Origin of the sequence: Rathayibacter sp. Leaf185 (assembly GCF_001423885.1) — a bacterium.
In the GTDB taxonomy this organism is placed as follows: Bacteria; Actinomycetota; Actinomycetes; order Actinomycetales; family Microbacteriaceae; genus Rathayibacter.
This window is the reverse complement of sequence record NZ_LMPP01000009.1, coordinates 118,899-143,804: the sequence shown is the minus strand read 5'-3', so window position 1 is coordinate 143,804 and position 24,906 is coordinate 118,899. Positions and strand designations below refer to the sequence as shown.

Below are 24,906 nucleotides of genomic sequence, written 5' to 3'. Positions count from 1 at the left end.
GCGCTGAACCGTTCCCGAGACGCCTCCGTTGTCAGAGGGAGAGAGGCGGCACCTCCAGCGGCTCCGCTCATCGGAACCGCACTGCTGCCTCATCGAAAGCTCCAAGCCCCCCTCCGTAGCGTCACCATCGACAGCCGCGTCCGCCCCCTCGTCCCAGGAGAACAGACATGACCGCGAAGACCACGACCCCCGTCCGCTACGCCCTCACCCTCCTGGCCGGCGCCGGCACCCTCGCCGCGCTCGCCGCCTGCTCGAGCACCGCGACCGCCGGCACCGAGACGGCGGAGGAGACCAGCAGCCCCGCTGCGACCTCCGAGTCGACCGCGGCCGCGACCGACGACTCCGCCGCCGCTGCGACCACCGACAGCGCCTACGCCGACGGCACCTACGACGCCGAGGGCACCTACACCTCGCCCGGCGGCAACGAGTCGGTCGGCGTCTCGATCACCCTCGAGGGCGGCGTCGTCACGGCGGTGACGGTCACGCCCGAATCCGAGAACGCGACCGGCAAGCAGTACCAGTCGCGCTTCGCGAGCGGCATCTCGGGCGAGGTCGTCGGCAAGTCGCTCGACGAGCTCGACGTGACGAAGGTGTCGGGCTCCTCCCTCACCTCCGGCGGCTTCAACGAGGCCGTCGAGACGATCAAGGCCGATGCCGCGGCCTGACGCACTCGATCACGAGTGGCGCTTCGACGCGATCGGCACCGCCTGGCAGATCGACACCGCCGCGCCGCTCGACGAGCGCATCCGCGCGCAGGTCGCCGCGCGCATCGACGCCTACGACCGCACCTGGTCGCGCTTCCGCGACGACTCCGCGGCCTCCGCCCTGCGCACGCAGCCGGGGGAGCACCGGTTCCCGCCGGAGGCCGAGGCCCTCTTCGGCCTCTACGACGAGCTCTTCGCGCTGAGCGAGGGAGCGGTCACCCCGTTCGTCGGTGACGCCCTCGAGCAGCTCGGCTACGATGCGGTCTACTCGCTGGCCCCGCGCGGCCCGGCCGAGCCGGCCCCCTCCTGGAGCGGTGCCCGTGCAGGCGGCGGCAGGAGCCTCCGCACCGAGGTCGGCGTCGTGCTCGACGTGGGCGCGGCGGGCAAGGGCCAGCTCGTCGACCTCGTGCTCGCCGAGCTCGAGTCGGCGGGAGTCGACCGGGCCGTCGTCGACGCGAGCGGCGACCTCCGGGCGCGCGGCGCCGGCTCACTGCGCGTCGGCCTCGAGCACCCGTACGACCCGGCCCGCGCGATCGGAGTCGCCGAGCCCGCCGACCGCGCGCTCTGCGGCTCCGCGAGCAACCGCCGCGTCTGGGGCGAGGGCCTGCACCACGTGCTCGACGGCCGCACGGGTCGCCCGGTCGACACCGTCGTCGCGACGTGGGTCGTCGCCGACTCCGCCCTGACAGCCGACGGCCTCGCCACCGCGCTCTTCGTCTGCGCGCCCGAGACGCTCGCCGATCGCTTCGACTTCGAGTTCGTCCGCGTCCTGAGCGACGGCACCCTCCACTACTCGCCCCACTTCCCCGGAGAGGTCTTCCGATGATCGGCACCCTCGATCGCGCCCTCGGCCGCGTCACCATGTACCGCCTGGTCTGGATGACGCTCGCCGCGCTCCTCCTGCTCGCCCTCGGCTACTCCGCCGCCGGGCTGATCTTCTCGACGCCGCTCGAGCTCGTGGCGAGCACGCTCGTGGCGGTGCTCTCCACGGCGCTCGTCAGCGCGGTCCTGGCGCGGCTCTTCCGCACGAGGGCCCACCTCGAGTCGTCCCTCGTGACGGGCCTGCTCATCGCCTGCCTGCTCTTCCCGACCGCCGATCCGCGCGGCCTCGCCGTCATCGCGCTGGTCGGAGCGATCGCCGCCGCGTCCAAGTTCCTCCTAGTCTGGCGCGGTCGTCACCTCTTCAATCCCGCCGCGGTCGCTGTGCTGATCATCGCGTTCACCGGGCTGAACGCCGGCGTCTGGTGGATCGCCTCCGGTGCCCTCTGGCCGTGGGTGGTGCTCGGCTCGCTGCTCGTCGTCGCCCGCGTGCGCCGCTGGGCGGTGTTCCTCGTCTTCGTCGCCGTGGCGGGTGCCGTGTCCGTCTGGCAGTCGGTGCAGAACGGCCAGGAGCTGGGCGCCGCGATCGCACTGGTCGTCACCGCGTACCCGTTCGTGTTCGCCGGCGCCTTCATGCTCACCGAGCCGCTGACCCTCGCGCCGCGCCGGTCGCAGCAGCTCGTGGTCGCCGTGGTGGCGGCTCTGCTCGCGAGCGTGCCGTTCGAGCTGGGCCCTCTCTACGCCAGCCCCGAGCTGGGTCTGGTCGTCGGCAACGCGATCGCGTTCGCCTTCGGGCAGCGCAGACGGCTCTCGCTCGAGCTGCGCTCGTCGAGCGTGATCGCGCCCGGCATCACGGAGTACCGGTTCCGCCCCCGGGTCCCCGTGCGCTTCGAGGCCGGCCAGTGGCTCGAGCTCGATCTGCCGCACCGTGCCGACGGGCGTGGCAGCCGGCGCACGTTCTCGATCGCCTCGGCTCCCGCCGACGGAGAGATCGCGATCGCGACCCGGAGCCCCGAGAAGCCGAGCAGCTTCAAGCGCGCCCTCGCCGCCCTCGAGCCCGGCGCTCGCGTCGGGGCGACCAGCGTCGGCGGCGACTTCGTGCTCCCGTCCGACCCTGCGACTCCGCTGCTCCTCGTGGCCGGAGGCATCGGCATCACGCCCTTCGCCAGCCAGCTGCGGGCGATCAACGGCGGTCCGGCGCGCGACGTGGTCGTCGTCTACGCCGCCTCGCGGATCGAGGACGTGGCCTACCGCGAGCTCCTCCGGGAGTCGGGCGCCCGTGTCGTCCTCGTCTCGCGCGAGACGCCGGCGACGCTGCCCGAGCACTGGACGCACGTGGCCGGCCGGCTGAGCGCCGAGACGCTGGCGGATGCCGTCCCCGACGCTCCCCGCCGCACCGGCCTCGTCTCCGGATCGCCGTCCTTCGTCGACTCCGTGCGCGGCGCACTCCGCAGCGCGGGGGCGAAGAACATCCGCACCGACGCCTTCGCGGGCTACTGAGGGCGTGTCGGACACGAGACCGCCGTTGCGAGCACGGCCTGATCGTGTTCGACACGCCCTCCGCTCTCAGGAGGGGCGGCTCCTGCCAGGGCCGCTCCGCCCGGCCCCTCTACACTGTCGCCGTGTCGACCCCAGCAACAAGCACGCCCCGCCGCCCCGTCGCGTGGCTGCGCGAGAACCGCGACTCCGCTCGAGTGCTCTGGGGCGGCTTCGCCCTCGTGCACGTGCTGCTCTCGCTGCTCGCCCTCTTCGCGCCGGGCCTGCCGATGGGCGATGTCAGCATCGTCTACAAGCAGTGGATGCAGACCGCGGTCGACGGAGGCGCCGTCGCCGGCATCGACACCGGCTGGGTCTACCCGATCCTCGCCTGGGTGCCCATCGCCGCCTCCTGGCTCCTCGGTGCCGCCGGCTACGACCTGATGTGGCTGCTGCTCGTCGCCGCGGTCGACGCCGCCGCATTCGCTCTCCTCGTGCGCGGTGCGGTTCCCGTCCGGCTCGCGGCGGCCCGCTGGTGGCTGCTCTTCCTCGTCCTGCTCGGGCCGATCGCGGTCGGCCGGATCGACGCGTTCACCGTCCCGCCCGCGATCGCCGGCATGCTCTGGGCGGGGACGCGCCCGGCGGCCTCCGCTCTGCTGCTCACGATCGCCACCTGGATCAAGGTCTGGCCGGCGGCGATCCTCGCGGCCTCCGTGCTCGTGCTGCGCGGGCGGGTGAAGACGGTGCTGGTGCCTGTCGTGACGTCGGCCGTGATCGTGCTCGCCGTCGTCCTCATCGGCGGAGGCGACCAGGTCTTCAGCTTCGTCGGCGACCAGACGACGCGGGGCCTCCAGATCGAGGCCGTGGTGAGCACACCGTGGATGTGGGCCGCCTCGCTCGGCGCCGCCGGCGGCAGCAGCTACGTCTGGTACGCCGCCGACATCAACACGTTCGAGATGCACGGGCCCGGCACCGAGATCGCCGCGACGGTGATGACTCCGCTGCTCGCCCTCACCATGATCGGAGTCGCGCTCCTCGGCCTCCGCGCCCTCCGCGCCGGAGCTGCGCCGACCCGCCTGTTCCCTCTGCTCGCCCTGACCTTCGTCGTCGTCTTCATCGACACCAACAAGGTGCTCTCGCCGCAGTACATCGCGTGGCTGGCGCCGCCCGTCATCGCTGCTCTCGTGGTGAGCCGCGACGGATGGTTCGCGACTCCCGCGAAGCTGACTCTGGTGATCGGCGCGCTGACGCAGATCGTCTATCCCTACCTCTACCTCTTCCTCCTCTGGGAGCACTGGTGGATGGTGCTCGTGCTCACCGCCCGCAACGTCGTGCTCGTCGTGCTGCTCGGGTGGCTGGTGCGCGAGCTGTGGCGGGCCGGGCGCGCGCCGATCGAGCGCGCGGACCTCTCGTCGAAGGCCCTGGGCGGCGCGTCGCAGGTGAGCGCCTCGTAGGCTCCTCGGAGCGGTCGAGACGCGGCCGCGGCAGGGAGTCCTTCATGCTCGTCGCATTCTCGGTCGCACCGTCCGGCGGGGAGGGCCCCGACGCCTCCGTGCACGACGCGGTCGCCGCCGCTGTCCGCATCGTCCGCCACTCAGGGCTCCCGAATCGCACGACCTCGATGTTCACCGAGATCGAGGGGGAGTGGGACGAGGTCTTCGACGTGATCAAGCGCGCGACGGAGGCGGTGGGGGCCTACGGGACGCGGGTCTCGTTGGTGCTCAAGGCCGATATCCGGCCCGGGTACTCGGGCGAGATCGATGCCAAGATCGAGCGGCTCGGTCACGCGCTCGACGAGTGACCCCTGGCGCGGGCGCCACGGGCTCGAATCGTTTCGATTAAGGCCGCAGTCCCGGTATCCTCGACCGGTGACGACACTCTCGCCGGCCCGCACCCGCCTCGCCCTGCTCGCTCTCGCGATGGGAGGCTTCGGGATCGGCTCGACCGAGTTCGTCGCGATGGGGCTCCTCCCGCAGCTCGCCGCCGATCTGCTGCCCGGTGTCTACGCCGTGAGCTCCGAGCAGGCCAACTCGCAGGCCGGACTCCTGATCTCGGCCTACGCGCTCGGCGTCGTCGTGGGGGCGCCGACGATCGCCGCCGCCGCGGCGAGGTGGCCGCGCAAGCGCCTCCTCCTGAGCCTGCTGATCGCCTTCACCCTCGGCACGATCGCGTCGGCCCTGCTGCCGACGTTCCCGCTCGTGCTGGCGGCCCGCTTCGTCGCGGCACTGCCGCACGGCGCGTACTTCGGCATCGCCTCGCTGGTCGCAGCGGATCTGATGGGCCCGGGCAAGCGAGGCAAGGGTGTCGCCTTCGTGCTCTCGGGCCTGACGATCGCCAACGTCGTCGGTGTCCCCGCGATCACCTGGGTGGGCCAGAACGCGGGCTGGCGCAGCGCCTACCTCGTCGTGGCCGCGATCTTCGCCGCGACCGTCGTCGCCGTGTGGCTCCTCGTCCCGTTCCAGCCCGGCGACCCGGCCGCGACGATGCGCAACGAGCTGAAGGCGTTCGGCCGACTGCAGGTCTGGATGACCCTGGCGATCGGGGCGATCGGCTTCGGCGGCCTGTTCGCGATGTACAGCTACATCACTCCGCTGTCGACCGAGGTGACCGGGCTGCCGCTCGGCGTCGTACCGTGGGTGCTGGTCGTGATCGGCCTGGGCATGACGGTGGGCAACCTCGTGGGCGGTTGGGCGGCCGACAAGAACGTCACGCGCGCTCTGGTCGTGCTGTTCGCGGGAGTCGGAGTGTCGCTGGTCGGCCTCGCGCTGACCGCCACCACTCCCGCGGGTCTGCTGGTCTTCGCCTTCCTCGCCGCCGGCTTCTCCGCGGGGGCCTCGCCGGCGATCCAGACCCGGTTGATGGATGTCGCGCGCGACAGCCAGACGATCGCGGCGGCCCTGAACCACTCCGCGCTCAACATCGGCAACTCGGTCGGCGCGGCCCTCGGAGGCGTCACCATCGCCGCCGGACTCGGCTACGTCTCACCGATCTGGGTCGGAGTCGTCCTCACCGCCGCCGGCATCCTCCTCGCCTTCGCGAGCCTCGCCGTCGACCGCGCCCGCGGCACCGTCTACCCCGCTCAGCGCGAGCCCTCCGCCCCCGGCACGAACGGCATCCCGATCAACGCCCTCTGACCGCCCGACTGTCCGAGAGTTGTCGCGTTCGCCGTCGAGCGCGACAACTTCCGGCTTGTCGACCCGCTGCGTGCCCCCGCCGTGCGCCGATGTGCGAACTGCAGGAGAAGGAGCCCTCACGTCACCGGAACTGCGGGTCGTGAGCCCTCCGGCGAGCACTCACCTGCAGATCGCACTCCCGCCCGATCGAGACTCCAGCAGTTGTCGTACTCGCCCACCGACTGCGACAACTCCTGGAGTCTCGGCACGCTCCAGAATCGAGCCGTTCGGAGATCCGCGTGTCAGCGGATTTCCGCAGGCGTCGCGAGACGCTCTGCGATTCGCGACCACCTGGTGAAGCCGACTGCGGCACGGCGGGCGGGGACCGCCGTGCACAACAACTCCGGTGGAGCCGTTCGGAGATCCGCGTGTCAGCGGATTTCCGCAGGCGTCGCGAGACGCTCTGCGATTCGCGACCAACTGGTGAAGCCGACTGCGGCACGGCGGGCGGGGACCGCCGTGCACAACAACTCCGGTGGAGCCGTTCGGAAATCCGCGTGTCAGCGGATTTCCGCAGGCGTCGCAGGACGCTCTGCGAATCGCAACCACCTCAATGAGCCGACCGCGGCACGGCGGGCGGGGACCGCCGTGCGAATGGATTCAGTCCGTCTCGATCAGGATCCCGTCGTGGATGGCGCGCTTGCGCAGCGCCACCTTGGTGCCGACGTCGATGCCGACAACTCGGTACTTCTCACGGATCCGCTTGAGATACGACTTCGCCGTCTCCTCCGAGATGCCGAGCTCGAACGCCACCGACTTGACCGGTTCGCCGCCTCCGTACAGAGCCATCACCCGGCGCTCCTGCGCGCTCAGCTTGGGGGCGCCGTCGGAGTCGCCGGTCGAGAGGGCCATGTCGAGCTCGTGCGAGATGTAGGAGTGGCCGTCCTTGGCCGCGCGGATCGCCTCGACGATCATGTCGGCGTCCTCGGTCTTGACGAGGTAGCCGAGTGCTCCGGAGGCGAGGGCCTCGCGCACCACGGCGGGTTCGGAGTAGGTGCTCATCAGCACGGTCTTCACGCCCGTCGTCTTCAGCGTCGACAGCTTCACCGAGATCGGGATGTTGTCCTTGAGGTCGAGGTCGAGCAGGACCACGTCGACGGGGAACTCGGGGTGGGTGAGCAGTTCGGGCCAGGAGGCGACGGCGGCGACGAGCTGGATGTCGGAGGCGGCGCCGCGGATCCACTCGGTGAGGGCGCCGAGGAGCATCTTGTGATCGTCGACCACCGCGAGGGTGATCTTCGGGTCGGCGGTGTTGGTCATCGGGGTCCTTCGGCTCTGCGGGCGGTATCGCGGATGCTGCTCATCGATCGGCGGGGTTCTCGACCAGACAGTCGATCTCGATCACGAGCTCCCCGTCGCGGGAGCGCTCGCGGAAGGTGCCGACCTGTGCGATAGCTTCCCATGTCGCAGGGTCGACTCCGCGCAGTGGCACGCCCTCCCAGCGGAGAACGAGCGGGACGAGCAGCGTCCGCGGTGGAGCGTCGGCTCCGGGATCGCGCGGCGATCCGGCTTCGACGTGCAGGACGGCGGAGGGCACCGCGGAGCCGTCGAGGATCAGCCACATGGCCGACAGCAGCCCGTCGCGCTGCTCGTGACCGAGGAGCCCGGCCACTCCGTCGGGGTCGTGGAGCTCGACGAGGGGTGCGAGCAGCTCCGATTCGAGGATCGCGTGGTGCAGCCAGGTCTCCCGCCTCCCCTCGATGAGGTGCAGGCGCAGCTGGGTGGCTAGGGAGGCGGCGAGCGCGGCGCGGTGGGCGTCGAGGGGCAGGGGGGTGCTGCCGTCGCCGACCTCGGTGAGGAGGCGCTCGGCGGCGAGGTCGAGGCGTGCGAGCTCCTCGGAGGCGAGCATCCCGACCGCGTAGCGCGGTCCGAGCGTGGTGCTCTGCACCAGCGCGCGGTCGATCTCGAGCTGCACCATCCGGCGGAATCCGCGCATCATCACGACGACCACGACGGCCGGGGCGACGGTCACGACGAGCGCGCTGACGCGGACCGAGAACGAGGTCGGGTCACCGGCCGCCATCGCTCCGAAGGTCACCAGCTCCGCGACCGCGACCACGAGGGCGACCGCGAGGATCTCGATGCTCCGGCGGTGCACGATCATCGCGGCATGCGATACCGCGGCGGCGACGGCGGCGGTCGGCGCGACGGCGGAGCTGCCCGGCTCGACCACGGCGATCAGGTCGAGGACGACCGTGCCGGTGATGCCGAGGAGGAAGGCGGCGTACGCGACCGTGGGAAGGTGATCGCCCGAGGCGTGGATGGTGATGACCACGGCCGCGAAGGTCGCCGCGAGCAGGAGCCAGGCGGCGAGGACCAGGCCCGGGCGGGCGTAGGACCCCATCGAGGCGAAGAAGACGAGGAACTCGTACGCCATCAGGGCCGCGGCGATCCCGTTCAGTCCGCTGCCGAGATAGCTCGTGCCGAGGCCCTCCTGCTGGCCCTTCGCCGACCGGGCGGCCCGCGAGGGCCTCCCGCCCCAGGGCCCTGCTCCGCGCAGGAGCGGCGCGACCTGATCCGCGTCGTCCCCGTCGTCCCTCATCGCGGCACCTCGAGGACGACCGTCGTACCCGACCCGGGCGAGCTGAACAGGCGCGTGCTGCCGCCGACGTCGGCGAGCCGCGCCACGACCGACTCCTTGAAGCCCAGCTTCGTCGACGGCACCGTCGCGATGTCGAAGCCGATCCCCGCGTCGGTGACCATCGCGCGGACGGTCTGCTGATCCTCCGTGATGGTCACGTCGGCGCAGTTCACTCCGGAGTGCCGCCGCACGTTCTCGAGGCACTCCGACAGGGCGAGGACGAACGAGTCGAGCGCGGCGCCGGTCAGCACGACCTGGCCCGAGCCGTGCCAGTTGACGTCGAGACCCATGCGGCCGAAGCGGCTCTTGACGGTCTCGAGGGCGTTCGCCGCCGGGGCGCTGGTGACGCTGGTGAGCTGGTACGACCCCGAGGAGCTCGGCGTCGGAGTCCCGCCGAGGCGCAGCTGTCGCAGGAGCTGGGCGTCCTCGGTGGCCTGCTGACGCAGGGCGTCGACCGAGACGCCGCGTCCGGAGTGGGCGAGCAGGGTGAGCGTGGCGAGCACCGTGTCGTGCAGCAGCCGGGCACTCTGCCGGCGCTGCGCCTCCGTCTCGCTGGCCTGCCGCTCGACCCGGTGGGCGTTGCCGATGCTGTCGATGCGCCGCACCACCCGGGGAACCGCGGTGCTGATCCAGAGGGCGAAGCCGCTGAGGACGCCCCAGGGCAGCAGACTCTGGATGATCACGTTGGCCATCATCGCGTCGCCGCCGACCAGGACCGAGAACACGATGCTCGGGAGCATCACCGGCAGCAGGAGCGGGACGCGCCGGAGGGACGTGGTGACCGCGACCGCGATGCTCGAGGTGATCGCATTGGCGGTGCTGACCAGCACGAAGCCCGCGAAGTCGCTGCTCGGCGTGAGGTCGATCGCGAGCCCTGCGCTCAGGAGGAGTCCGCCGAATCCCACGGCGATCACCCAGAACCGGCCGCCTGTGCGGCCGAGACCGATGTGCGCGACGGCGAGGCCGATCAGCAGAGCGACGGCGTAGGGCACGGCGTGCTCGTGCAGGGTGCCGGGCACGAGCACCATCGAGAGGGCGGCGGCGTCGGTGAGCAGGCCGATCCCGCAGGCGGACTGGCGCAGCAGCCGGTCGCGCTCGCGAGCGCTGCGGATCATCGGCACGGTCGCGCTCCTCCTGATGCGGTCGCGGGGCGGACCCCGCACTCACGATAGCCGCGGATCCGCGCGACGGGTCCGGCTACCGGCGCAGGAGGCGGTCGAGGTGCCCGCCGACCGCCTCGTCCTCGATCAGGAAGCCGTCGTGGCCGAACGTCGAGGCGATCACCGCCACGTCGTCCCCGTCGATGTTGCCCGGGGCGTGGGTCGCGATGATCCGCTGCCCGTCGACGGGGAAGAGCCGGTCGCTGTCGATGCCGAGCACGAGGGTCGGGCTCGTGATCCGCGAGAGCGCCTCGGCCTCGCCGCCCCGGCCCCGCCCGACGTCGTGCGAGTTCATCGCCTCGACGAGCGTGATGTAGCTGTTCGCGTCGAAGCGGCGGGTGAACTTGTTGCCGTGGAAGTCGAGGTACGACTCGACCGCGAAGCGGCCGCCGCCGCCGAGGGGGTCCAGCCCCGACTGCCAGCTGCGCTCGAAGCGGTCGTTGAGCTCCGAGGGGCTGCGGTAGTTCAGCAGCGCCATCCGCCGGGCGAGGGCGAGGCCGTGGTACGGGCCCTGGCCGTCGCCGGCGTCGTAGTAGGAGCCGCCCGCGAAGCCGGCGTCGTTGCGGATCGCCTCGAGCTGCACGAAGTTCAGCGCGATCTGGTCGGCCGTCGCGCGCGGCGGAGCGGCGAGGACGGCGAGGCGGGTCACGCGCTCCGGATGGTCGATGCCCCACTCGAGGGCCTGCATCCCGCCCATCGACCCGCCGATCACGGTGTGCCAGCGGTCGATGCCGAGGAGATCGGCGAAGAGCACCTGCGCACGGACCTGGTCGCGGATGCTCGTGTACGGGAAGCGCGCGCCCCACTCGTGCCCGTCGGGCGCCAGGGAGGCGGGGCCGGTCGTGCCCTGGCAGCCGCCGAGCATGTTGGGCGCCACGACGTGGAAGCGGTCCGTGTCGATGACCTTGCCCGGTCCGACGAGTCCCGACCACCAGCCGTCGGTGGCGTGTCCGGGGTCGCCACGACCGATCAGGTGCGAGTCGCCGGTCAGCGCGTGCAGCACGAGCACCGCGTTGTCCTTCGCGGGCGAGAGCTCACCCCAGGTCTCGTACGCGAGGCGCAGATGCGGAAGGCGGCCACCGGCCTCGAACTCGAACGGACCGGCGTCGAGGAACCTGCGATCGCCGGGGTGGTCGCCGTCCCGCCACGCGCCGGTGGCGGGCGGTTTTCCGATCACCGAGCGGAGCTGGCGCTCGGTGATGAACGCCGAAGGGACGGTGTCCTCGAGTGTCTGCTGCCAGTCCATAGCGGGGTCCATCGTGTCACGGCCTGTCGACGAGCCGCCCCATTGTTACGTCCGCCCTCGCGTGGATCGAGCCCGCAACGGGAACGGGCGGAGTCCGGCGCCGCGGCGCGGGACTCCGCCCGTCGGAGCGCAGCGGCTCAGGCGTTGGCGCGCGACGCCTCCACGACGGCGCGGGCCGCCTGCAGCGCCTGCGCGAGATCGGCGCGCAGGTCGTCGATGCTCTCGAGCCCGACCGAGAGGCGCACCAGGCCCGGCGTGACGCCGGCGGTGAGCTGCTGCTCCGGGCTGAGCTGCGAGTGCGTGGTCGAGGCGGGATGGATCACCAGCGAGCGCACGTCGCCGATGTTCGCGAGGTGCGAGAACAGCGTGAGGGAGTCGACGAAGGCGCGTCCCGCGTCCACTCCGCCCTTGAGCTCGAACGAGAGCACGGCGCCGACGCCCTTGGGCGCGTAGTGGTTCGCCGCCGCGTACCAGGGCGAGGTGGGCAGACCCGAGTAGTTGACGGTCGCGATGTCGGAGTGGTTCTCGAGGTACTCCGCGATCTCCTGCGCGTTCTGCACGTGGCGCTCGATGCGCAGCGACAGCGTCTCGATGCCCTGGATCAGCTGCCAGGCGCTCGCCGGCGCGATCGAGGCACCCAGATCGCGCAGCAGCTGCACGCGCGCCTTGATGATGTAGGCGAGGGAGTCGCCGACCGCCGCGGTGTACACGGCGCCGTGGTAAGACTCGTCGGGCGTGGTCAGGCCGGGGAAGCGGTCGGCGTTCGCGGTCCACGAGAAGGTGCCGCCGTCGACGATCGCGCCGCCGATGACGGTTCCGTGCCCGCCGAGGAACTTGGTCGCCGAGTGCACGATGATGTCGGCGCCGTGCTCGAAGGGGCGGATGAGGTACGGCGTCGCGATCGTGTTGTCGACGATCAGCGGCACGCCTGCCGCGTGCGCCACGTCGGCGACCGAGCGGATGTCGAGGATGTTGATCTTCGGGTTGCCGATGGTCTCGGCGAAGAAGAGCTTGGTGTTCGGGCGGACGGCGCGGCGCCACTCCTCCGGGTCGTCCTGGTTCTCGACGAAGGTCGTCTCGATGCCGAGCTTGGCGAGCGTGTACTTGAAGAGGTTGTAGGTGCCGCCGTAGATCGACGACGACGAGACGAGGTGGTCGCCCGCCTGCGCGATGTTCAGGACCGCCGCGGTCTCGGCAGCCTGGCCGGAGGCGAGCAGCAGTGCTCCCGATCCACCCTCGAGCGCGGTCAGGCGCTCCTCGACGACCGCCTGGGTCGGGTTCTGGATGCGGGTGTAGATGTTGCCGAACTCCGCGAGCGCGAACAGGTTCTTCGCGTGCTCGGCGTTGTCGAAGACGTACGAGGTGGTCTGGTAGATCGGTGTCGCGCGGGCCTTGGTGACCGGATCCGGGGCGGCTCCCGAGTGGATCTGCTTGGTCTCGAACTGCCACTGGGTGGGGTCGGTCATGGTGCGTCCAATCGGTTCGTCGCGTCGAGCGGAGGCCGTTCTCCGCCGCGTCGAGCCTAGGTGCGGGCACTCAGGGGGTCGAGGGCGCCCGACACACGCGGTAATCCGCTCAGCGGGGGCCGGGCTCCCGCGCAGCGGGCGCGTCCCTCTTGGAGCCCGTGGGGTCGGCGCGACGGGGTCGCTCCGGACGCTCGTCGACCACCGGGACGAACAGCCACGCGGCGCGCGGCTCGACGAGCTTGTGGAACAGGGTGCGCGGCCAGCTGAGGGAGAGCACCACCGAGACGAGTACGCAGAACACGATCACCGCGACCAGCGCGACGGTGCTGTCCGCCTCCGAGAGGATCCCCGACTCCCGCAGCGGGTAGAGGACGAACGAGTGCAGGAGGTAGACGTACATGGTCGACTGCCCCCACGTCGTGAGGGCGCTGCGCGAGCGCGGCACCAGGCTGAAGAACGCGAGCGAGAGCACGACCGCGACCAGCATCAGGCCCAGGCGCACGAGGCCCGCCCACCACTCCGCCTCGCCGAGCGCGTCGTACGGGCGGTCGTAGAAGAACCAGTAGCGCAGATCCGCGGCCCGGAAGGCCTCGATGTTGACGGTCATCACGATCGCGGTGACGACGAAGAGCGCCGCCGCAGCGACACGCCAGACCAGCAGCTGAGCCGGCTTCAGGTCGAGCCAGCGGTCGATGAGCGTCGTGGAGCCGAGCTTCCAGGTGCGCAGGCGCCAGCCGAACACGAAGAAGGGCAGGATCCCGATGGCGCGAGCGAGGGAGAACGTCGAATCGATGTTGTCGTAGTAGCTGACGCCCACGGCCAGCACGACGCTGATCAGCAGCGGCCAGCGCAGCAGCGCCAGGTAGGGGAGGACCAGACGGAAGATGCCGAGCGCGAGCAGGAACCAGAGGGTCCAGCTGGGCTTGGTCGGGTTGAACTCCTGCTTGCCCTCGACGGCGAACTGCACCAGCGTCCAGACCGTCTCCATGATCAGGTAGGGCAGCAGGATGTCGGTCATCACGCGGCGCATCGCCCGCGTGTTCGGCGGGCCGCCCTTCGAGAAGTAGCCCGAGATGATCGCGAACGCCGGCATGTGGAACGCGTAGATCGTCAGGTACACGATCAGCGAGGTGTCGGAGTTGGCGGTGAGCCGCTGGATCCCGTGCCCGATGACCACGAGGGTCACGCAGACGAAACGCGCGTTGTCCCAGAGGGGAACGCGTCGCTTGGGGGGAGCGGCGACCCCGCCCGTGGCGGGAGCCGGGTCGGCGGGCTGCACGCGGTCAGACTAGCGTTGGGCGCGACGACGGAGTCGGTGGTGTCCGAGGCTTGACGGAAGGGGACGATCGTGGTTCGACGCGTCGTCGTGACAGGAGCGAGTTCAGGGATCGGTGCGGCGACGGTCCGCCTGTTCCGCGACCACGGCTGGGAGGTCGTCGCGGTCGCGCGGCGCCGTGACCGGCTCGAGGCGCTCGCCGTGGAGACCGGAGCCGGGTTCTTCGTCGCCGACCTCACCGACGCCGCTCAGGTGGACGCGCTCCGCGACCACCTGGCCACGACCGGGCCCGTGCACGCGCTCGTGAACAACGCAGGCGGAGCCCTCGGACTCGACTCGGTCGAGGCGTCCGACCCCGCCGACTGGACCCGCATGTTCGAGATCAACGTGCTCTCGGTGAAGCTCGTCACGAGCGCTCTGCTGCCGCTGCTGCGCGCGGGCATCGCCGACTCCGGCTCCGCGGGCTCGGCCGACATCGTCACCGTCACCTCGATCGCCGGCCACGTCGCCTACGAGGGCGGAGGCGGCTACAACGCCGCGAAGTTCGCGGCGCACGCGCTCGTGGCCGTGCTGCGCCTCGAGCTCGCAGGAGAGCCGATCCGCGTCATCGAGATCGCGCCGGGCATGGTGCACACCGACGAGTTCTCGCTCGTGCGCTTCGGCGGCGACCGGGCGAGGGCCGACGCCGTCTACGCCGAGGTGCCCGCTCCGCTGGTCGCCGAGGACGTCGCGGCGGCGATCGTCTCCTCCGTCGAGCTGCCCGCGCACGTCAATCTCGACCTCGTGACCATCAAGCCCGTTGCGCAGGCCGCGCCGCACAAGGTCGTGAAGGGACCGCTCGCGCTGAAGGTCTGACGGGGGGTGCGTCGGCGAGCGCCGCGATGTGACGCGGAGGCTCGCGACGCCCTAGCCTGTCCCTCATGGTTTCCGACGCCGACGACTCAGCCGACCACCTCGCCGCCACCGAGAAGGAGGTCCTCGGCTGGCTCGAGTTCGGTGACGCCGCTCGCCATCTCGCCGACGACGTGGTCGCCTCCGGCTACCGACCCGAGCTCGTGGTCGCCATCGCCCGCGGCGGGCTCCTGCTCGCCGGAGCCGTCGCCTACGCCCTCGGGATCAAGAGCTGCGGGGCGCTGAACGTCGAGTTCTACACCGGCGTCGAGGCCCGGTTGGCCGAGCCCGTGGTTCTGCCGCCGCTGCTCGACGAGGCCTCGGTCCGCGGCAAGCGGATCCTCCTCGTCGACGACGTGTCCGACTCCGGCCACACCCTCGCGCTCTCGGTGACGCTCATCCGCGCGATGGGTGCCGAGGTGCAGACCGTCACGCTCTACACGAAGCCGCGCACGGTGCTCGAGCCCGACTTCTTCTGGCGCCGCACCCCGCGCTGGATCGTCTTCCCGTGGTCGGCGCTGCCCCCGGTCGCGGGCGCCCTCGCCGAGGACGACGAGTGAGCGTCCACCTGATCGGCGGCGGCGGGGGCGCGGAGCACGACGCGCAGCTCTACTCCGCGTTCCTCGCCGAGGCCCGGACCCGCGCCGTCGACGCCGGTCGCATCGAGGGGCCGCGCATCGCGATCGTCGTCGTGCACGACGGACTCGGGTCCGAGGCCTACGCCCACTACTCCACCCTCCTCGCTTCGGTCGGCCCGCTCGAGCCGGTCGCCGTGCTGAAGCCGGAGGGCGGTCGCATCGACCCCGCGGTCTTCGACGGCGTCGACGGGATCTTCGTCGGAGGCGGCCTCACGCCCGCCTTCCGCGACGCGCTCGAGCCGTCCTTCGCGACGCTGCGCGACCTGGTCTCCTCCGGAGTGCCCTACGCCGGCTTCTCGGCGGGCGCCGCCGTCGCGGCCGATCGGGCGATCGTCGGCGGGTTCCGCGTCGGCGGGGTCGTCGTCGCTCCGGAGCAGGCGTCCGAGGAGCTCGACGAGGTGACGGTCCTCGAGGGGATCGGCCTGGTCGACGTCTCGATCGATGTGCACGCTGCGCAGTGGGGCACCCTCGGGCGCCTCGTGGCGGCCGTCGAGGCGGGGCTGGTCGACGGAGGCGTCGCGATCGACGAGTCGACCGTGCTGACCGTCGGCACGGGAGCGCTGCAGGTGCGCGGCGCCGGCTCCGTCTGGCGCGTCAGCGGAGGCTCGTCGGGCGTCGTCGTCGCGACACTCGCGAGCTGACAGCGTGGAGCTGCAGGAGCTGGCCGAGGCCGGCCTGATCGACCGCGGCTGGGCCGAGGCGCTCGCGCCTGTCGGCCCGGACATCGCGCGGATGGGCGACTTCCTCCGCGCGGAGGTGGCGGCCGGCCGGTCCTACCTCCCCGCGGGCAAGGACGTGCTCCGCGCCTTCGCGGCCCCGCTCGCCGGCGTCCGCGTCCTGGTCGTCGGGCAGGATCCCTATCCGACGCCCGGGCACCCGATCGGACTGTCCTTCGCGGTCGAGCGGCACGTCCGCCCCGTTCCTCGGAGCCTGGCGAACATCTACCGCGAGCTGCACGACGACCTCGGCGTCGCGACGCCCGCGCACGGGGACCTCGGCGACTGGACCCGGAACGGCGTGATGCTGCTCAACCGCGTGCTCACCGTCGCACCGGGCGCACCGGCGTCGCACCGGGGCAAGGGCTGGGAGGCGGTCACCGAGCACGCCATCAGGACGCTCGCGGCCCGCGACCAGCCGCTCGTCGCGATCCTCTGGGGCCGCGACGCCGCGAACCTCCGGCCGCTGCTCGGCGATGCGGGCATCGTCGAGAGCGCCCACCCGAGCCCGCTGTCGGCGTCGCGCGGCTTCTTCGGCTCCCGGCCGTTCAGCCGGGCGAACGACCTGCTCGTCGAGCGCGGCGCGGAGCCGGTCGACTGGAGCATCGCGCCGTGATCGCGGTGTCGGCGCGCGGAGACCGCTCGCCGCTACGCTGACTCGGATCGCCTGACCCGGATCGTCGGAAGGAGAGCAGAAGATGCTCGAGGAAGAGTACGAGCGACGTCGAGTCCTGCCGCCGCACCTGCGGAAGGCGCCGGCGCCCGAGCCCGACTTCTCGTTCGAGATCCGCGAGGTGCGCGAAGAAGACCTCCCCGACATCCGCGAGATCTACAACCACTACGTGCGCAACACGGTCGTCACCTTCGACGAGGACGACTCGACGCTCAAGGAGTGGCGCACGAAGTACACCCGGAACCAGAAGCTGGGACTCCCGTTCATCGTCGCCGTCTCGCCCTCGGGTCAGATCCTCGGCTACGCGATGGTGTCACCGTGGTCCTCGAAGCGCGCCTACCGCTTCACTGTCGAGAACTCGATCTACCTGCGCGCGGCCTCGACGGGCAAGGGCCTCGGCAAGGCGCTGATGTCCGAGCTGCTCGAGCGCTCGAAGGCCGTCGGCATCCGTCAGATCATGGCCGTCATCGCCGACAAGGGCGCGGAGGCGTCGCTCGGCATGCACGCGCAGTACGGCTTCGTCGAGGTCGGCCGCATGGGTCGCGTCGGCTTCAAGTTCGAGCGCTGGCTCAGCACCGTCCTGATGCAGAAGACCCTCAAGTAGCCCGGCTCGACGCCGGGCACGCAACCGCAGCGACACTGCGAATGCGCCGAACCGGCAGGGCGGGGCGAGCCCTCACTCCTACACTTGTCGGCATGGAATGGCTCGTCCCGCTCATCATCGTCGTGGCCCTCGTCGTCGTCCTCGGGGTGTACCTGTGGGCGACGTACAACTCGCTCGTGACTCTCAATGTCCGCGTCGACGAGGCCTGGAGCGACATCACCGTCCAGCTCAAGAGGCGGGCCGATCTGATCCCGAACGTGATCGACTCGGTGAAGGGCTACGCCGCCCACGAGCGGCAGGTCTTCGAGTCGGTGACGCGGGCTCGCGCCGAGACGCTCTCGGCCGAGGGGCCGGCGGAGGCCTCCGCCGCGGAGGACCACATGCAGAAGGCCCTCCGCTCGATCTTCGCCGTCGCCGAGGCCTACCCGCAGCTCCAGGCCAGCCAGAACTTCCTGCAGCTGCAGGGCGAGCTGGTCGACACGGAGGACAAGGTCCAGGCCGCGCGCCGCTTCTACAACGGAGGCGTGCGCGAGATGAACACAAAGGTGAAGGTGTTCCCCAACACGCTCTTCTCGCGCCGGCTCGGCTTCTCGGAGCGCGAGTTCTTCGAGGTCGGCGATCTCGCCGCGATCTCGGAGCCCCCGCGCGTCCAGTTCTAGAGGCCTCCGGTGTACAGCGCGATCGCGAAGAACAAGCGCAACACCGTTCTGATCCTCGTCCTCTTCCTGGTGATCATCGGCGGTCTCGGCGCGCTCGCCTCCGCGATCTACCGCAGCACGACGATCGTCGTCGTGGTGCTGATCGTGGCGGCGGCGTACGCCGTGTTCCAGTACTTCTTCGCGGCGGGCCAGGCCGTCACCCTCAGCGGGGGCGTGCCGATCGAGAGGTCGGACGAGCCGCGGCTGTACCGCATCGTCGAGAACCTGTCGATCACGACCGGCACTCCGATGCCGAAGGTGTACCTGATCGACGATCCGGCGCCCAACGCCTTCGCGACCGGCCGCGATCCCGAGCACGCGGTCGTCGCGGCGACCACTGGACTCCTGGCGATCATGGACGACGCCGAGCTCGAGGGCGTCATGGCGCACGAGCTCGGGCACGTCCGCAACTACGACATCCGCGTCTCGATGATCGTCTTCGGCCTCGTCGTCGCGGTCGGCTTCCTCTCGGACGTCTTCCTCCGTTTCGCGTTCTTCGGCGGCAACCGCAACAACGGCGGCGGCAATCCGATCCTGCTCGTCGTCGGCCTGGTCTCGATGGTGCTCGCCCCGATCGTGGCCACCGTCGTGCAGCTCTCGATCTCGCGCCAGCGCGAGTACCTCGCCGATGCGACGAGTGCCCTGACCACCCGGCATCCGGATGCGCTGGCCAGCGCCCTGCTCAAGCTCGAGTCGGCCGGGCGCCCGATGCGCAAGCAGAACAGCGCGATGGCGCACCTGTGGATCGCGGACCCGGCGAAGCCGAGCGCGATCTCACGTCTCTTCGCCACGCATCCGCCCATCGCCGACCGCGTCGCGCGGCTCAGCGAGATGGGCTCGCGCTTCTGAGCCTCCGTTTCTGAGCCGCCGTCCTCGAGCTCTCGCTAGATGTCGTACTCCTCGACCGGTGCCGGGATCGGAGGCGTCGCTGCGAGCGGCCCGCCGTCGAGCGTGGTCAGATACTCCTCGAAGACGGGTGCGGGGTCGCTCCCCGTCGCGACGGCGTCGACGAGGGCGCGGCGCACCAGCGCGAGCACGACGGTGGCGAGCACGGCGGCGCGCGGATACGCGGCAGGGGCGAGGCCCATCCGCTCGGCGATGCTCGGAGTGAGGGCGGCCTCGCCGTCGTGCAGCGACTGCGCCCAGACCGCTCGCATGGCGGGCGTCTCGGTGAGAAGCGGGATCAGCTTGAGCGTGCGCTCGAGCTGGGGGCCCGAGGCCGCGGCAGCGAAGGCGGCACCCAGCGCTGTGTTGAGGGACTCGGAGGCCGGGCGGGCCGTGAGCGCGCGCCCCATCGCCGCGATCGCCGCGTAGAGGACGGGACGCACGCAGTCCTCCTTGCCGCCGAGATAGCGGTGGAAGGTGCGCAGCGAGATCCCGGCGGCGTGCGCGAGATCGATCGAGCTGACGCCCTTCACCGTTCCACGCTCGAGGAGGAGGGCCACGCACTTCTCGGAGAGCGCCAGAGCGATCGTCCCCTGACGCTGCGGAGTGACCGCGCTCATGCGACGACCTCGGCGTGGTGGAGAGACAGCGCTGCGAGGAGGGCCGGAGCGAGGGTGCCGCGCCCGACGACCTCGACCGCCGCGAGGCCCTGCCAGCGGGCGGCCTCGACCAGCAGAACGGCGAGCCGCTCGGCGGAATCGGCGGGGGCGCCCGGCTCGAGCCAGGCCGCCTGCACTCGGAGGACCCCGTTCTGACGGTCGCTCTTGAGGTCCACCCGCGCCGCGATGACGTCGTCGAGCAGCACCGGCAGCACGTAGTAGCCGTGCACCCGCTGCGGTGCCGGCGTGTAGATCTCGATCCGGTAGTGGAAGTCGAAGAACAGCTCGGCGCGCGGACGGTGCCAGACCACGGGGTCGAAGGGGGAGAGGAGGGCGTCGGCGCGGAGCGCGCGCGGACGCCGCGCCCCGGTGTGCAGCCAGAGCGGGACCGGCCGGCCGGAGCGCTCCCAGCCGCGGACCTCGACCGGCGCCAGCTCGCCCGCGTCGACGAGGTCGCGCACCGCCGCGAGGGTCGGCGCCTGCAGCAGCCGGTGGTAGTCGGCGAGATCACCGAGGGTGCCGATGCCGTGCGCGAGGGCCGAGCGGCGCACCAGCTCGCGGATCGCATCCTCGGTGGACAGCTCGGCCTCGAGCACCTCGCGCGGCAGCATCTGCTCGGCGAGCGCGTACGACCGCTCGAAGCGCGTGCGGCCGGCGGTCACCACCTCGCCCCAGCGGAACAGCACCTCGAGCCCGCGCTTGATGTCGGACCAGCCCCACCACGGGCCGGTGCGGGTGTTGGCCTCGTGCTCGATCTCGGAGGCGCGCAGCGGACCGTCGGCGAGAGCCGCCCGCAGCCAGTCGAGCGTCGAGCGGTTCTCGAACGCCCAGCCCTCGTGCTCGGGGAGGCGGACCCGGCGGTACTGCTCCATCCGCCATCGGTAGAGCGGCACATCCGCCCGGCGGATCAGCGCCGCCTCGTGCGCCCAGTACTCGAGGTAGTGGCCCTTCGGCGAGAACGCGACGGCGTCGAGCAGTCCGCGATCGTAGGGGCCGAGACGGGCGAGAAGGGGGAGGTAGTGGCTCCGCTCGAAGACGTTGACCGAGTCGAGTTGCAGCGGGCGGATGCGGTCGATCACCCCGAGGATCTGCCGTGTGCCGACGCGAGGAGGGCGTGCTGCGCCGAAGCCCTGGGCGGCCAGGGCGATGCGGCGCGCGAGGGCGGGGGAGAGCTGCTCGGTCATGGTGCGCTCCACGCTAGCGAACGCCCCCGACATCGCCGCCGCCTGCGCGCCGCCCGGTGTTCCCATCCGGTTCACCTCCGCGGCCCCGCCGCGTCGGCGGTCGCCCCTACGTTTCCGGAGGCGACCCGCCGGGTCCGCCCACCCGACTCTGGAGGACTCTTGAAGATCCAGCGCTTCCCGCGCGCAGGCGCGCTCGCCGCCGCGACCGCCGCCCTCGCTCTCACCCTGACCGCCTGCTCCGGCGACGCCGGCGCCGGCACCTCCTCCGACGGCTCGTCCGTCGACGCGTCGACCGCGACCTCGGCCGCCGACCTCGGTGGTCTCGACGCCCTCGTCGAGGCCGCGAAGGCCGAGGGTCAGCTGAACGTCATCGCGCTGCCCGACAACTGGGCCAACTACGGCGAGCTCATCGCGGGGTTCGAGGACGAGTACGGCATCACCGTGAACTCGGCCGACCCCGATGTCTCCTCGGCCGAGGAGATCAGCACGGCGAAGAACCTCGCCGGCCAGGACACCGCGCCCGACGTCTTCGACCTCGGTGCCGCCGTCGCGCTCGCCAACACCGACCTCTTCGCGCCGTACCAGGTCGAGACCTGGGACGACATCCCGGCCGACAACAAGGAGGAGACCGGCCTCTGGGTGAACGACTACACGGGTCTGATGTCGATCGGCTACGACTCCGAGGCCGTCCCCGCTCCCGCCTCGCTCGACGACCTGCTCGGCGCCGACTACCGCGGCTCCGTCGCCATCAACGGAGACCCGACGCAGGCGGGAGCCGCGGCCGCCGCGGTGCAGCTCGCCGCCGTCCAGGCGGGCGGCTCGGCCGACGACATCCAGCCGGGCATCGACTTCTTCGAGAAGCTCAACGACGCCGGCAACTTCCTGCCGCTGGACCCGACCGACGCGACCATCGCCTCCGGTGAGACCCCGGTCGTCTTCGACTGGAGCTACAACAACCTCGCCGCCGCGAAGGCGAACGAGGGCACCCGCGAGTGGACCACCACGGTCCTCCCCGGCACTGCCGTCGGCAGCTACTACAACCAGGCGATCAACGCCGACGCGCCGCACCCGGCCGCCGCGCGCCTCTGGCAGGAGTACCTCTACTCCGACGCCGCGCAGAACCTCTACCTCGCGGCCGGTGCCTACCCGGTGCGCCTGGCGGCGATGGTCGACGCCGGCACGGTCGACGAGGACGCGCTCGACGCCGTCGGCGCGGCTCCGGAGGACCTCGTCCAGTTCACGTCCGAGCAGACCGAGGCCGCCTCGGCTCTGCTGGCCGAGAAGTGGGCCGCGGCGATCCAGTGACGTCCGCCTCCGTCCGCGTCGCCTCCGGTGCCCCCGTGGCCCGGAGGCGGCGCGGCCTCCCCGAGACTCTCGGAGTCGCGCCGTTCGCGGTCTACGTCCTGCTCTTCCTCGCCGTCCCCACGGTCCTCGCGGTGGGCACCGGCTTCGTGGACGGCGACGGCCGGCCCACCCTCGAGAACGTCGTGGCCCTCGGCGACCCCGTGGTGCTGCCGGCGTTCGGAGCCTCCCTCGGGCTCTCCGCGCTCACGGCGGTCGTCGGCGCGGTCCTCGGCGCGATCGTCTGCCTCGCTCTCCTCGGCGCCGACCCGCGGGGCCCGCTCCGCACGGTCGTCGACGCGGCGGCCAGTGTCCTCGCGCAGTTCGGAGGCGTCATGCTCGCTTTCGCGTTCATCGCGACGATCGGCGTGCAGGGTCTCGTCACGACCCTCCTCGCGGGGGCCGGCGTCGACCTCTACGCCGACGGCGTCTGGCTCTACCAGATGCCCGGGCTCGTTCTGCCCTACCTCTACTTCCAGGTGCCGCTGATGGTCCTCACCTTCCTGCCCGCGCTCGAGGGCCTGCGGCCCGAGTGGGCCGAGGCGAACGCAGTGCTCGGCGGAGGCTCGCTGAGCTACTGGTGGCGCGTCGCGGTCCCCGTCCTCGCCCCGTCCTTCCTCGGCTCCGTGCTGCTGCTGTTCGCGAACGCGTTCTCGTCGTTCGCGACGGCTGCCGCGCTGATCAGCCAGGGCGCGCAGATCGTGCCGCTGCAGATCCGCGCCGCGCTCGTCAGCGAGACGGTCCTCGGCCGCGAGAACCTCGCCGGCGCCCTCGCCCTCGGGATGCTCGCCGTGATGATCGTGCTGATGTCCGGCTACTCGCTGCTCCAGCGCCGCGCCCGGCGGTGGCAGCGGTGAACCGGCGACTCCTGTCCGGCGCGGTCCTCGTCGTCACGGGGATCGTCTTCGCGGTGCCCCTGATCGCGATGGCCGAGTTCACCCTCCGCGGTGCCGGCGGCTATGATCTCTCGCACTGGACGGCGATCCTCGACCCCGAGAACGAGCGCGGCTACCGCTCGCTGTTCCAGGGCATCGGCAATTCGCTGATCCTCGCGGTCGTCACCGCGCTGATCGTGCTCGTCCTGCTGGTGCCGACGATGCTCCTGGTCGAGATCCGTCTGCCGCGCCTGCGCCGGGCGCTCGAGCTGGTGTGCCTGCTGCCGCTCACGGTCCCCGCCATCGTGCTCGTCGTCGGGCTCGCTCCCGTGTACTCGGTGGTCACGCGGCTCGTCGGCTCGGCCCCGTGGACTCTCGCCCTCGCCTACGGAGTGCTGGTGCTCCCGTACGCGTACCGCGCCGTCGCGGCGAATCTCGCCGGCCTCGACGCGATCACGCTCTCGGAGGCCGCACGCTCGCTCGGCGCCGGCTGGTTCGGCGTGCTGACCCGGGTGCTGCTCCCGAACCTGCGCAGGGGGCTCGTCGCCGCCGCGCTCATCACCGTCGCGGTGGTGCTCGGCGAGTACACGATCGCCTCTCTCCTCAGCCGCACGACCCTGCAGACCGGGCTCGTGCAGGTCTCGAAGTCCGACGCCTACGTCGCCGTGATCTTCTCGCTGCTCTCCCTCCTCTTCGCGTTCGGGCTCCTGCTCGGGATCGGCCGCCTCGCGCGGATCGGTCTGCCGCTCGGCGACCGCGCCCCGTCGAAAGGCACCTCGTGACCACCTCCGCCCCGGGAGCGCGCGTGCGCTTCGTCGACGTCGCCCGGCACTACGGCACGGCCCGCGCCCTCGACGGCGTCTCGTTCGATGTCGCGCCGGGCGAGTTCATCGCCCTCCTCGGCCCGTCGGGCTGCGGCAAGACCACGGCGCTCCGGGCGCTGAGCGGGCTCGAGCGGATCGACTCCGGCCGCATCCTGGTCGACGAGGACGACGTCGCCGACGTGCCGGTCGCGCGCCGCGACATGGGGATGGTGTTCCAGTCGTACTCGCTCTTCCCGCACCTGCGGGCGCGCGAGAACGTCGAGTTCGGCCTCCGCACCCGCGGAGTCGCCGCCCGTGAGCGGCGGGTCCTCGCCCAGGAGTCGCTCGACCTCGTCGGCCTCGGCGCGCTCGGCGACCGTTACGCCCACCAGCTCTCGGGCGGCCAGCAGCAGCGCGTCGCGCTCGCCCGCGCTCTCGTGACGCGGCCCCGAGTGCTCCTTCTCGACGAGCCGCTGTCGGCGCTCGACGCCAAGGTGCGCGTGCAGCTGCGCGACGAGATCCGCCGCATCCAGACCGAGATCGGCATCACGACCTTCTTCGTCACCCACGATCAGGAGGAGGCTCTCGCGGTCGCCGATCGCGTCGCGGTGATGAACGCGGGCCGCATCGAGCAGCTCGGTGCCCCGGAGGACCTCTACGCGCGCCCGTCGACGCCGTTCGTCGCGCACTTCGTCGGGCTCTCGAACGCGGTCGCCGGGACGGTGTCCGGGGGAGCGGTCACCGTGCTCGGCTCGCGGCTGCCGCTCGTCGACCCGGGCGTCGCGGACGGCGCCGTGTCGGCGTTCCTCCGGCCGGAGGACATCGACATCGTCGCCGGCGGCGCACCGGAGGCACTGGCGGCGGTGGTCGTCTCGTCCAGCTTCCTCGGCCCGGTCCGCCGCTCGACGGTGCGCACCGAGCAGGGCGAGGAGCTCGTCGTACAGCACTCGGCCGGCCAGCGCCTCGAGCCGGGGGAGCGTGTCGGGCTCGTCCTGGCGCTGCGGCCCGTCGCGGTCCGCGCCGCATCGTGAGAGGGCG

General features: G+C 71.5%; 25 protein-coding genes. 17 read left to right on the top strand and 8 right to left on the bottom strand.

Annotation, left to right across the window (positions count from 1 at the left end; all coding sequences use genetic code 11):
* Positions 1–167: 167 nt before the first annotated feature.
* The 6 genes from ASG06_RS18625 to ASG06_RS18600 all read left to right on the top strand — a co-directional run bounded on the left by ASG06_RS18625 (position 168) and on the right by ASG06_RS18600 (position 6,133).
* On the top strand, positions 168–665 hold the full coding sequence (locus tag ASG06_RS18625; RefSeq protein ID WP_056045160.1) for an FMN-binding protein: 498 nt from the start codon (positions 168–170) through the stop codon (positions 663–665).
* Positions 652–1,530: an FAD:protein FMN transferase gene (locus ASG06_RS18620; protein WP_056045157.1), complete on the top strand. Its 879-nt coding sequence runs from the start codon at positions 652–654 to the stop codon at positions 1,528–1,530. Before ASG06_RS18625 ends, ASG06_RS18620 begins: the two co-directional genes overlap by 14 nt.
* Entirely contained in the window at positions 1,527–3,023 is a 1,497-nt protein-coding gene (locus ASG06_RS18615) for a hypothetical protein (protein WP_056045154.1), read from the top strand. The genes ASG06_RS18620 and ASG06_RS18615 overlap by 4 nt, the downstream gene beginning before the upstream one ends.
* A gap of 122 nt (positions 3,024–3,145) precedes the next feature.
* Entirely contained in the window at positions 3,146–4,453 is a 1,308-nt protein-coding gene (locus tag ASG06_RS18610) for a glycosyltransferase 87 family protein (protein WP_156466034.1), read from the top strand.
* A 44-nt stretch (positions 4,454–4,497) separates the two neighbouring features.
* Complete coding sequence (locus ASG06_RS18605; RefSeq protein ID WP_056045148.1) at positions 4,498–4,800, top strand: thiamine-binding protein; 303 nt, start codon at positions 4,498–4,500, stop codon at positions 4,798–4,800.
* Positions 4,801–4,918: 118 nt separating this feature from the next.
* Positions 4,919–6,133: an MFS transporter gene (locus ASG06_RS18600; protein WP_056045527.1), complete on the top strand. Its 1,215-nt coding sequence runs from the start codon at positions 4,919–4,921 to the stop codon at positions 6,131–6,133.
* A gap of 639 nt (positions 6,134–6,772) precedes the next feature.
* On the opposite strand, the gene ASG06_RS18595 is transcribed toward ASG06_RS18600, so the two are convergent.
* From ASG06_RS18595 to ASG06_RS18570, 6 genes are all read right to left on the bottom strand, one after another.
* Entirely contained in the window at positions 6,773–7,432 is a 660-nt protein-coding gene (locus ASG06_RS18595) for a response regulator (protein ID WP_056045146.1), read from the bottom strand.
* Positions 7,433–7,472: 40 nt separating this feature from the next.
* Positions 7,473–8,714 carry a hypothetical protein gene (locus tag ASG06_RS18590; protein ID WP_056045143.1) on the bottom strand — a complete coding sequence of 414 codons (1,242 nt, stop codon included), beginning with the start codon at positions 8,712–8,714 and terminating at the stop codon, positions 7,473–7,475.
* On the bottom strand, positions 8,711–9,868 hold the full coding sequence (locus tag ASG06_RS18585; protein ID WP_056045140.1) for a sensor histidine kinase: 1,158 nt from the start codon (positions 9,866–9,868) through the stop codon (positions 8,711–8,713). The genes ASG06_RS18590 and ASG06_RS18585 overlap by 4 nt, the downstream gene beginning before the upstream one ends.
* 82 nt (positions 9,869–9,950) lie before the next feature.
* Positions 9,951–11,159: a homoserine O-acetyltransferase MetX gene (gene metX, locus ASG06_RS18580; RefSeq protein ID WP_056045136.1), complete on the bottom strand. Its 1,209-nt coding sequence runs from the start codon at positions 11,157–11,159 to the stop codon at positions 9,951–9,953.
* Between the two features lie 137 nt (positions 11,160–11,296).
* Positions 11,297–12,625 carry a bifunctional o-acetylhomoserine/o-acetylserine sulfhydrylase gene (locus ASG06_RS18575; RefSeq protein ID WP_056045132.1) on the bottom strand — a complete coding sequence of 443 codons (1,329 nt, stop codon included), beginning with the start codon at positions 12,623–12,625 and terminating at the stop codon, positions 11,297–11,299.
* 109 nt (positions 12,626–12,734) lie between these two features.
* A complete protein-coding gene (locus ASG06_RS18570; protein ID WP_056045130.1) occupies positions 12,735–13,904 on the bottom strand; it encodes an acyltransferase family protein in 1,170 nt (389 codons plus the stop codon).
* 66 nt (positions 13,905–13,970) lie between these two features.
* Here ASG06_RS18570 and ASG06_RS18565 point away from each other — a divergent pair, with 66 nt between their 5' ends.
* From ASG06_RS18565 to ASG06_RS18535, 7 genes are all read left to right on the top strand, one after another.
* Positions 13,971–14,756 carry an SDR family NAD(P)-dependent oxidoreductase gene (locus ASG06_RS18565; protein WP_056045127.1) on the top strand — a complete coding sequence of 262 codons (786 nt, stop codon included), beginning with the start codon at positions 13,971–13,973 and terminating at the stop codon, positions 14,754–14,756.
* Positions 14,757–14,821: 65 nt separating this feature from the next.
* On the top strand, positions 14,822–15,352 hold the full coding sequence (locus ASG06_RS18560) for a phosphoribosyltransferase (RefSeq protein ID WP_056045124.1): 531 nt from the start codon (positions 14,822–14,824) through the stop codon (positions 15,350–15,352).
* A complete protein-coding gene (locus ASG06_RS18555) occupies positions 15,349–16,071 on the top strand; it encodes a Type 1 glutamine amidotransferase-like domain-containing protein (RefSeq protein WP_056045122.1) in 723 nt (240 codons plus the stop codon). Before ASG06_RS18560 ends, ASG06_RS18555 begins: the two co-directional genes overlap by 4 nt.
* Positions 16,072–16,075: 4 nt before the next feature.
* Positions 16,076–16,762 carry a uracil-DNA glycosylase gene (locus ASG06_RS18550; RefSeq protein WP_056045119.1) on the top strand — a complete coding sequence of 229 codons (687 nt, stop codon included), beginning with the start codon at positions 16,076–16,078 and terminating at the stop codon, positions 16,760–16,762.
* 82 nt (positions 16,763–16,844) lie between these two features.
* Positions 16,845–17,423 (top strand): GNAT family N-acetyltransferase, encoded by a 579-nt coding sequence (locus tag ASG06_RS18545; protein ID WP_056045116.1) that lies wholly within the window; start codon positions 16,845–16,847, stop codon positions 17,421–17,423.
* A gap of 92 nt (positions 17,424–17,515) precedes the next feature.
* Positions 17,516–18,082, top strand: coding sequence for a LemA family protein (locus ASG06_RS18540; RefSeq protein ID WP_056045113.1), 567 nt, complete (start codon positions 17,516–17,518; stop codon positions 18,080–18,082).
* Positions 18,083–18,091: 9 nt separating this feature from the next.
* Complete coding sequence (locus ASG06_RS18535) at positions 18,092–18,970, top strand: M48 family metallopeptidase (protein WP_056045110.1); 879 nt, start codon at positions 18,092–18,094, stop codon at positions 18,968–18,970.
* A 35-nt stretch (positions 18,971–19,005) separates the two neighbouring features.
* Here ASG06_RS18535 and ASG06_RS18530 read toward each other — a convergent pair whose 3' ends face one another.
* Together ASG06_RS18530 and ASG06_RS18525 are read right to left on the bottom strand one after the other, a co-directional pair.
* Positions 19,006–19,626 carry a TetR/AcrR family transcriptional regulator gene (locus ASG06_RS18530; protein WP_056045107.1) on the bottom strand — a complete coding sequence of 207 codons (621 nt, stop codon included), beginning with the start codon at positions 19,624–19,626 and terminating at the stop codon, positions 19,006–19,008.
* Positions 19,623–20,849 carry a winged helix-turn-helix domain-containing protein gene (locus ASG06_RS18525; protein ID WP_056045104.1) on the bottom strand — a complete coding sequence of 409 codons (1,227 nt, stop codon included), beginning with the start codon at positions 20,847–20,849 and terminating at the stop codon, positions 19,623–19,625. Before ASG06_RS18525 ends, ASG06_RS18530 begins: the two co-directional genes overlap by 4 nt.
* A gap of 159 nt (positions 20,850–21,008) precedes the next feature.
* On the opposite strand from ASG06_RS18525, the gene ASG06_RS18520 reads away from it, so the two are divergent.
* From ASG06_RS18520 to ASG06_RS18505, 4 genes are read left to right on the top strand one after another with little or no spacing between them, the layout of a single operon-like run.
* Complete coding sequence (locus tag ASG06_RS18520) at positions 21,009–22,154, top strand: ABC transporter substrate-binding protein (protein WP_082499360.1); 1,146 nt, start codon at positions 21,009–21,011, stop codon at positions 22,152–22,154.
* Positions 22,151–23,047, top strand: coding sequence for an ABC transporter permease (locus ASG06_RS20360; RefSeq protein ID WP_197409466.1), 897 nt, complete (start codon positions 22,151–22,153; stop codon positions 23,045–23,047). The genes ASG06_RS18520 and ASG06_RS20360 overlap by 4 nt, the downstream gene beginning before the upstream one ends.
* Complete coding sequence (locus ASG06_RS18510; protein WP_327205503.1) at positions 23,044–23,847, top strand: ABC transporter permease; 804 nt, start codon at positions 23,044–23,046, stop codon at positions 23,845–23,847. The genes ASG06_RS20360 and ASG06_RS18510 overlap by 4 nt, the downstream gene beginning before the upstream one ends.
* Positions 23,844–24,899, top strand: coding sequence for an ABC transporter ATP-binding protein (locus tag ASG06_RS18505; protein WP_056045094.1), 1,056 nt, complete (start codon positions 23,844–23,846; stop codon positions 24,897–24,899). Before ASG06_RS18510 ends, ASG06_RS18505 begins: the two co-directional genes overlap by 4 nt.
* The last annotated feature ends 7 nt before the right edge of the window (positions 24,900–24,906 follow it).